The sequence below is a fragment of the Bradyrhizobium australafricanum genome (assembly GCF_020329495.1).
Classification (GTDB): domain Bacteria; phylum Pseudomonadota; class Alphaproteobacteria; order Rhizobiales; family Xanthobacteraceae; genus Bradyrhizobium; species Bradyrhizobium australafricanum.
On record NZ_JAGKJL010000155.1, the window covers coordinates 1 to 2,920 of the forward strand.

1 protein-coding gene and 1 pseudogene are annotated in these 2,920 nt (G+C 57.1%); both read left to right on the forward strand.

Going from position 1 to position 2,920, the window contains the following annotated elements; all coding sequences use genetic code 11:
* Positions 1-292, forward strand: a pseudogene (locus J6525_RS46150) (IS4 family transposase); the annotation flags it as partial.
* 383 nt (positions 293-675) lie between these two features.
* Positions 676-876, forward strand: coding sequence for a hypothetical protein (locus tag J6525_RS46155; protein ID WP_225649579.1), 201 nt, complete (start codon positions 676-678; stop codon positions 874-876).
* The last annotated feature ends 2,044 nt before the right edge of the window (positions 877-2,920 follow it).

Here is a 2,920-nt window from a genome sequence, read left to right on the forward strand (position 1 = left end):
GCGCGTCTTCTGGATGACGATGCTCAATCGCTCCTCGCCGAATGCCGTACCGCAAACGGCGCTGACGGATCCCGAAATCAGGCTTCTTGATCATTTGGTGAAAGACAGGGGTGGTGATTGCTCTCGACGAAGCACGCTCTCGCACTATGTCGTCAAGATCGCGCGGCTCGGAGGATATTTAGCCCGAGCCAACGATCCGCCTCCAGGAAATACCGTGATCTGGCGCGGACTATCGCGGCTGACCGACATCGAACTTGGAGCCGCAATCGAGGCAACAATTATGGGTAATTGAAAGCTTGGCTACATCGCATACGTCGGTCGGTTTTGGAACATACAGTCATCATCGGCCGATGAGCACGAAACGGATATGGCTACGACACACTTGGTACGTTTCCTTTAATCAATCGAAGGGGCCAAATCGATATCCCAGTCGAGAAACCAGAACCTTTCCGAGTGAGGCTGACGCAAAGAAATTTGCGGGCGAACTTCTGAATAGTCCTCCTGCAAGTTTGACTACGATGTTAGCTGGAACGATAAACCCATATTATCCAAGACGCGTAATTGGATCGAGCGACATAGTGCTTTGGATTCGTGGTCGCAATTGAGCCCCATATAGCTGAGCGGGACACGCTGCTGGGAACGGTCGGCGAATGCTCATAGAACGCGCCAATCACAATGTCGCGGTTGTCGCTTCGCAAACAAGCGAGCCTGGAAACCATATCGGATAATAGCGAATGGGCGGCGCTCTTCCCCGAAGAGGTGCAGCGCATTAAATGGACACACCGGCTTGCCAATCTTGTGACACGCCGCATCAACACCCAAGTGGACGATGTCCTCGGCAAAATCGGCCACGGCGTTGCTGACGTAAGCCCGTGATAATCGCCCAGGGACGATGCCACCCTCCCGCAGCATGGGCTCGAGTTCGGCTCGGGTGAGAGGGTGCCTCTCGTCCCAGCTAGATGACTTCATGATCCAGAGGCCGGCCCGCTGCACGGCAGTCTGCGCTTGCTTCTCCAGGTGGCCGGCGCGCAGCAGCGCAATAAGGGCGGAAACGGGAAAGAGCTTGGGATACGGCCTTAACGGAATGAACCTGCCTCCGTCCTGAGGGAGGCCTCTTCACGCCATGGGCGCTGCAAAGCTTGAGAGTTGGGCGACGGCCGTCGCCCTGTTAAACAGTCATGGGCGAACGTCGTCAGTTGAAACGAGATCAAACGTGCAGCTAATAACGCCGAGGACGCGGTGCTCGGATCCATCTCGTCACCACAGCGCCAAGTCTTTGTCAGTGAAGCATCGTGGCTTTTGCGCCGCAGTTTAAGTGGTCACTTCAGCCATCGATCAGCTGTGAGCTATCGATGCCTGCAATCTGAAGTCATCGGATCCACTTGACCGGAAGCGGCTGAAAGAGAGGCAATCAAAGCGCATCGGCAGGCCTTCCAATCTTAAGACTGGCCTACCAAATTGAGCAGTCGTCTACTCAGGCCGAAATGCCTTACCCTTCAAAGTCGGATGGTCGGCGACCTGCCAGCACGACCGCGACAAATATCCGCTAACGGATCAGTCGGAGTAGTCGCAAATTGGAGGTCACAGATGTGAGGTATGGCATGCGATCGCCTTTCGCCGTCGCAACCGGTACCGCGGGTCGCGATCGATAGAGATGCGGTGCGCGTTGATCCCGTCCTGATCTGGATCGACGCGTTCGCTGGTCACACTTCCATCCTCGATTAAGAGAAAAATCGCGACTTGATTGCATTTCGTCAGGAGCGCTCAAAGGCATGCAGTATCGGTCGACAGCGTGGCTAATCGCAATTTGGCAGCATCTGACCATTTGGACGCCAACTCAATGACCGACAACACGACCACTGTGGACGCTGCCACCACGAACTTTGCGTCGCCTCCGATTGATCTAACGGGGGTCCAGATGACCGCGGCGCAGCTAGCCGCGCACTTCAGGAAGTCGCCAGCGACGATCGTCCATTGGGCACAAGAGCCCGATTTTCCGCGTGCAACGGCTCTAAATGGAGAAGTGCATTGGCCGACAAGCGCGGTGCACGATTGGCGCCGCCGACGCCAAAGGGCATACCGGACCGCGCTACGTGCCAAAGAAGCAGCTGTAGAGGCGGACGTCGGGAAGGCACGGCTCCGCCAGACTCTAATCGCCGCGTTTGCTCGCCCCTATCTGCCACAGATCCCGCGATCAACGGTTCCACCGCGTGGCGCGCCTCTCTCTCGACCCATGATCGTCCAGGCGGATGGCTCGCTTGCGCCCGCGCCGATCGATGACAGCCGGAATTGCTCTCGCGGATGAGCAGTGCCCCACGTGCGCATCTGGCGCTGGTCGGCCACGGCGCTTCAGCAATGAGCAGGTGATTTTGTTTGCGAGGAGCGCACGAACTAGCCGATGGATGGGTTGGGCACGCTTGAGGCAGACGCGAACTGCGGTATCACTGCTGGCGGGGCACTTTAGAGATGTACGTTCACGGGTAAGTGCGGCAGCACTCAATGAAGGAATTTGCGGGATTTGTCGTCTTTTGTTTGGTGATCCTAGATTCCGCATTTGAGGCTGCGCAGGCAGAGAATTCGTCGAGCGCGGAGGCGAGCTTGAGAGTGAAGAACGTCACTGCTGGCTGAGGCCGCGCCGGTCGGCAGCTACGTCAACGCGGTTCAAGTGGGCAATCTCCTGTTCATGGCGGGCAGTCTCGAGCGAGCCGAAGGGTAAGCTCGGACGGGATCTGATCGACGAATAAGGCCATGAGGCTGCCAAGCAAGCAGGCTTGATCACGCTGGCAAAGGAGCGAGCGGCGCTGGGTAGCGTCGATCGCGTGAAACGCGTTGTTAAAGTGGTCGGCATGGTTAACTCGGCCGATGACTTCGGTGACTAAGCCAAGGTGATCAATGGATATTCCGACCTAATGGTCGAGGT